Here is a 6010-nt window from a genome sequence, read left to right as displayed (position 1 = left end):
CCCCCACCTATAGAGGAGGGGGACATCCACTCTGAGTTATACGTGTCCCTTCACAAGACGAACCACTCCGGCACTCTCAAGCATCTTTCTCACTGTGTAGAACAGGATCGAATTGATCGGCCACATGATCAGATTCTTAAACGCCCGCATCGGAAGCAGCGCTAAGAATCCTTTTCCGTAAAGCATGCTCAGGAAATAGGTGCTCATCAGCATATTGCAGATCACACAGACCGTAAGTTCTGCAAGCAGGACACGCCAGAGTGTCAGCGGACGCTTGTAATAAAAGCACCCATAAATCAGGCCTGCGACAATCGCCACAAGCGTGAATCCCGGAAAGAACGCACCGGTCGGCTTAATTAAGAACTTTACAATGTCCATCGTTCCGCCGAACACTGCACCGACAACCGGACCAAACAGACTGCACACAAACTGGTTTACAATCGTAGAAAAACCAATCTTGATGTAATCTCCGATCTGGATCGTGAAATATCCGAGAATCACGGACAGCGCACCAAACATTGCCGCCGTCGTGATTGTGCGGACGTTCTTGAATTCTCGATAAGAACCGGCAAACAGGGATGTCATTTTACTCATAAAAAATACCTCCTCTGCAGACCTCTCGAACTACAAAGGAGATATGGACATATCCTCTTCGCAGCGGGATGCGGACTATGCACCGCAAAGAACCTCTTCGTTCTTTTTCGTCCTGCCGGCAACTCCCTGTCCGGCTGGCACTTGACGCACACAGACCTACTCTGCTTCTCTTATTTATTTTTGTCTTATTTTATCACATTTTTTCCCTTTGTAAAGCACTTTTTTGCATGCAAGGGACTTCGCCTCCGCCAGTTTCAGGCTTCCATCTGATTAATTGCCTTTTACCGGTCTGCTCTCTGCTCTAATTTCTTTGAGGTCTTCTTCATCACATAGAGGAAGTAAGGAATCAGCGGAATCAGTGCTGCAATCCACGCCGCCGGATCGGAGGCACAGGTCTCAACAAAACCGTAGCCGAGTCTTGCCACCACCATGACGACAAGGGATCTTGCCCCAAGTTCAAATACTCCGCCCATCATCGGCACAAAGCCGTAGCCGAGTCCCTGAAGGGCATTTCGATACAGAAAGATGCTTCCAAGGAACGGGTAACACCAGGAAACGGTGCGGAAATACGATTTTGCCGCTCCCATCACCTCCGTCTGACTTCCGTCAATAAAGATGTGGATCAGTGCATCCCCGAAGAAATGAATGATCAGGATCATCAGCACACTGCTGATCAGAATCATGATCTGCGTATCCCGGACGCCCTGCTTGATGCGGTCAAATCTTCCCGCGCCCCAGTTCTGTCCCACAAATGTCGCCGTCGTCGCACCGAAGGCAATAAAAATTGAGGTGACAAGGTTCTGGAGCTTTCCGGCCGCTGCAAATCCCGCGATATAGGTCGAGCCATAGCTGTTGACCGCGCCCTGCACAATGATTGTTCCGAGCGCCGTGATCGAAAACTGGAGTGCCATCGGAATGCCGATTCCAAGGAGTTCTCCCATCATCGGGAAATCCAGACGAAAATCTTCCGCAGAGAGTTTCAAAATATGGAATTTCCGGATAATGTAAATCAGACAGCAGAGCGCGGAGACTCCCTGCGCAATCACAGTCGCCCACGCACAGCCCTCCACGCCGACATGAAGCTTAATCACAAAGACCACATCGAGAATCGCATTGAGAACTGCGGAAATAATCAGAAAGTAAAGCGGAGATTTGCTGTCCCCGAGCGCGCGGAGCACTGCCGCCAAGGCGTTGTAGGCAGCCGTCACAAACAGTCCCGCATAGATGATGGAGAGATAGGATGCCGTCTGATTAATGATCTCATCCGGGCTGTTCATAAGCCTCAAAATTGGATAGTTGAGCGTCAGAAGTGCCACCGTCATCACGACAACAAACGCCACACAGAGTTCGATCGAGACTGCGACATAGTGGCGCATCTTCTTGTAATCCTTTGCGCCGAAACTCTGTGCCACCATGATCGCAAATCCGCTGGTGATTCCATTCAACCATCCGATCACCATAAAGTTTAGGGAAGTTGTGCTTCCGATTGCGGCAAGCGCATTCACACCGATGTACCGTCCGGCAACCACCGCATCCACAAGATTATAAAACTGCTGAAAAATATTTCCCAGGTACGCGGGAATCATAAAAGCAAGGATCAGCCGTACCGGACTTCCCTTTGTCATATCATTTGTCATAAACCGTTTTACCTATCTTTCTATCCTGTCTGTCTTTCCACCCAGTTTTTTGTTTTGTCATCCCATGTCTTAACTGACACATGCTAAAACTTGACGTTCTGTCAAAACACATCCTTTAATTTTGCTATCCGCACCGTGAAAGAAAATCCCCAAAATAAACGGCTTTTTTCAGCGTTCAAGAAGCGCCAGCCCGTTTTCCTTCAGCCACGCCTTACTCTTCTCATATTCCGGAAGCACCCGCCCGACCTCCGCCCAGAAACGCGCGGAATGATTCATCTCCAATCTGTGGCACAGTTCATGCACCACAATGTAGTCGAGCACTTCCTCCGGCGCCAGAATCAAACGCCAGCAAAAATTCAGATTGCCCTGATAACTGCAGCTTCCCCAGCGCGACTTCGTATCCTTGATCGTGATTTTTCCGTAATCCACACCGACACGCTCCGCAAAGAACGCAACGCGACTGCGAATCTTCTCCTTTGCGAGACGACGAAACTCCGGCTCATTCTCCGGAGTGATCTCAGGAAACTGTTCCTGTCTCTTCTCGCGCACTTTTTTCTGGGCAAGGAATTCTTCGACTTTTTCCTCAATCCACTCTCTGCGGTCCCGGATTAAATCATCAATCTCCGCCTTGTCGCAGTCTCTCGGCGCCCTTACGGTAACATCGCCATCCAAAGTAATCTGGATGGCGATCGTCTTCCTGGAGGTGCGGATCAAATCGTATCCGCCCCAGGTCTTCTCTGTCTGCTTTTTCATATCAGAAACCTAATTACTACCTACTATCTATTATCTGTCAAATCAAAACCTTAACTCTCAAATTCAGGGAAACTTAACGCATATTTTAATTCTCGCGCATGCGTGTGATGATGGTGTTTGCTCTCTCGTAAAGTTCCTCCGGATCCACACCGGTTGAGAACTCGCCGTTCTCATAAAGGATTCTTCCGTTGACCATCGTCAGCTTTACATTCTGCTTGCTTCCGCTGTATACAAGGTTCTTTGCAATGTTGTTGAGCGGCTGCATATTCGGCTGATGAAGATCAATCATGATCAGATCTGCGAACTTGCCCTCTGCAAGGCAGTCACAGTCTGAAAGTCCCATCGCATAGGCACCTCCGGAGACTGCCATCTTGAGAACCTCGTCCGCCGGAACTGCCGCCGCATTCTTCTCGCGCAGTTTTCCAAGTCCCGTGACAAGGAACATCTCGCGGAACATATCGAGGCAGTTGTTGCTTGCCGGTCCATCCGTTCCGATTGCAAGGGTGATGTCCTTTTCAAGCATCTTGGAGATCGGTGCAATTCCGCTTGCGAGCTTCGTGTTCGATCCCGGATTTGTCACAGCGATCAGATGTTTCTTTGCAAAGATATCAAGATCCTCCTCCGTCATCCAGACGCAGTGATATCCACCTCCGCCGTACTCAAACATTCCGAGAGAATCGAGAAACGTCGTCGGGGTCATGCCATAGCGCTCCACACACTGGGCAACCTCGGCCTCCGTCTCGGAATTGTGTAAGAATACCGGAGCCTTGTACTTCTGAGAAAGTCCTGCCACACCCTCAAGCAGCTTTTTCGATGTCGTGTACTCTGCATGGAAGCCCAGACTGTATCCGATCAGCTCATGGTAATGATTGTACGTGTTGTACTCTTCCTCCATCGCGGAGAGTGAGGAAGAAAAATCATTGAGGCTGCTGACCATCACCGTTCTGAATCCACTGTCCACCGATGCCTTTGCAATCTGCTCCGGGTGAAAATACATATCAAAGTTTGCCGTAATTCCGCTTGTCAGATATTCAAGAATCGCAAGACGGCTCAGCCAGTAGATATCCTCACCCTGAAGCTTTGCCTCCATCGGGAAAATCTGTTTGTTCAGCCAGTCGAGAAGCGGCATGTCATCTGCGTAGGAGCGCAGAAACGTCATCGCTGAGTGGGTATGCGCATTCTTGAATCCCGGCATAATCAGATTGCCCTTCGCATCGATCTCACGGTCCCAGACCGGCTGCTCCAGAATCTTCACAGAATCTGCGCCGAGTGTGTTTACCGGTCCTACGTGGGTGATCCGGTTTCCCTCCACCCAGACTTCTCCGGTCAGAATATCAGTGTTCTGATTCATCGTCAGAATTCTTGCATTATAAAAACGAATATTCATCCGTCCACCTCCATTTTCTTCTTAGTTTACTGCTCACTGTCTGTCTTATCGTTTGCCCTTGTCGTAGATCTCACCGAGTGCACGCGGAGAACGGTTGTACTTCGAGAAGAAAATCAGAAGCAGAAGGGTTACCACATACGGAAGCGTCATCACGAGATCCGAATAGCTGCTCGGCATCTGAAGTTTCTGAACCAGAAAATATCCGCCGGAGCGGGCAAATCCGAACAGCAGGCAGGAGCCGAGCGTCGGAAGAATCGTCCAGTTTCCAAAGATCAGAGCTGCAATCGCCAGATATCCGTAACCGACATAGATGCTTGAGGAAAAGTTTGCGGAGATCGAGTACGCAAAACTGATTCCTGCAAGACCGGAAAGTCCTCCGGACACCATGACTGCAATCAGACGGACTTTTGCCACATCGACACCGGCCGCATCGACTGCGTGCGGGTTATCACCGCAGGCGCGAAGATTCATGCCGTAAGGAGTCTTGTACATCACATACCACGCGACAACCGCTGCGACAATAATGATCACCTCAAATGGGTAAATATCCTTGAACACAGCACCGAGCACCGGGATCTGGGAGAGACCCGGAATCGTCCACTTTGCAGACACGCCGAGAACAAACTTATCGGAAGCTGCACCGAAGACGCTGCGGTTAATGTACTTTGTAAGGAAAGCGGTCAGCGCAGTCGCCAGAATGTTGATTACGACACCGCTGATAACCTGATTTGCCTTAAAGCGGATACATAAGAGCGCGTGAAGCAGGGAATAGAGTGTTCCTCCGAGCACGGCAAAAAGAATTGCCACATAGTAAGGCACCTGGGAATTTCCTGCAAAGTTTCCCGCAATGCTCACGGCAGCAAGTGCACCAAAGAAGGCACCCACGCCCTGAAGTCCCTCGAGCGCAAGGTTTGTGATTCCGCTCTTCTCACTGTAAATACCGCCGATCGCCATGATAAACAGCGGCAGGGAAAAAGAAAGTCCGTCTATAATGATTCGTTCCATTAGCGGTTCCCCCTTTCTTCGTTTTCCTTGAGTTCCTCTTTCATGCTCTTGACCTTATAGCGGATAAATGCGCCACAGGCAGAGAACAGAAGGATCACACCCGTGATCACAGAGGCAATCTCTGACTCTAAACCGGAAGCAGAGTTCATATAGGTGCTTCCCTTGCTGATCACCGTGATCAGGAAAGAGGAGAAAATAATGCCGATCGGATTGGAATTTGCGAGCAGAGAGACTGCGATCGCATCAAATCCCGTGCTTGCAAGCACCTTCGGCTGAATGGATCCAAAATATCCGAGATAGTAGGTCACACCGGCAAGACCGGCAAGCGCTCCGGATACAACAAACGCCATGACCATGCTGCGTCCGACCTTGATGCCCGCATATTTTGCGGCATTGCGGCTCGTTCCAACGCTCTTGAGCTCATAGCCGAACGTTGTGCGGTCAAGCAGGAACTTTACGGCAACCGCGATGATTACTGCGAGGATGATTCCGAGCGGAATATCCATCTTGAGATCTCCGACCGTCGTGTCCATCAGCGTCAGTCTCGCTGCCTTTGAGACTGCATTTGACTGGCGGGATACCGGATTGACATAGTAGGTGTTGATAAAGAAACTGATCACATACTGTGCAATGT

6 protein-coding genes and 1 riboswitch are annotated in these 6010 nt (G+C 49.9%); all 6 genes read right to left on the bottom strand.

The genetic code is table 11. From position 1 onward, the window contains the following. Positions 1-36: 36 nt before the first annotated feature. Positions 37-594 carry a folate family ECF transporter S component gene (locus tag ACR0QE_RS12965; RefSeq protein ID WP_432628755.1) on the bottom strand — a complete coding sequence of 186 codons (558 nt, stop codon included), beginning with the start codon at positions 592-594 and terminating at the stop codon, positions 37-39. 59 nt (positions 595-653) lie between these two features. Continuing rightward, positions 654-760: riboswitch (THF riboswitch) on the bottom strand. A 115-nt stretch (positions 761-875) separates the two neighbouring features. Next, a complete protein-coding gene (locus ACR0QE_RS12960; RefSeq protein ID WP_432628754.1) occupies positions 876-2231 on the bottom strand; it encodes an MATE family efflux transporter in 1356 nt (451 codons plus the stop codon). Between the two features lie 168 nt (positions 2232-2399). After that, positions 2400-2984 (bottom strand): M48 family metallopeptidase, encoded by a 585-nt coding sequence (locus ACR0QE_RS12955; RefSeq protein ID WP_432628753.1) that lies wholly within the window; start codon positions 2982-2984, stop codon positions 2400-2402. Positions 2985-3069: 85 nt separating this feature from the next. Next, the gene (locus tag ACR0QE_RS12950; RefSeq protein ID WP_432628752.1) at positions 3070-4371 is read right to left on the bottom strand and encodes an amidohydrolase family protein; all 1302 of its coding nucleotides are present in this window, start codon (positions 4369-4371) and stop codon (positions 3070-3072) included. A 45-nt stretch (positions 4372-4416) separates the two neighbouring features. Then, positions 4417-5376, bottom strand: coding sequence for an ABC transporter permease (locus tag ACR0QE_RS12945; RefSeq protein WP_432628751.1), 960 nt, complete (start codon positions 5374-5376; stop codon positions 4417-4419). Beyond that, positions 5376-6010: ABC transporter permease (locus ACR0QE_RS12940; RefSeq protein WP_432628750.1), on the bottom strand; the 635-nt coding region annotated here is incomplete at its 5' end. The genes ACR0QE_RS12940 and ACR0QE_RS12945, both read right to left, overlap by 1 nt.

Origin of the sequence: Brotaphodocola sp., from assembly GCF_050873065.1 — a bacterium.
Taxonomy (GTDB): domain Bacteria; phylum Bacillota; class Clostridia; order Lachnospirales; family Lachnospiraceae; genus Brotaphodocola.
This window is presented reverse-complemented; position numbering and strand designations above follow the sequence as displayed.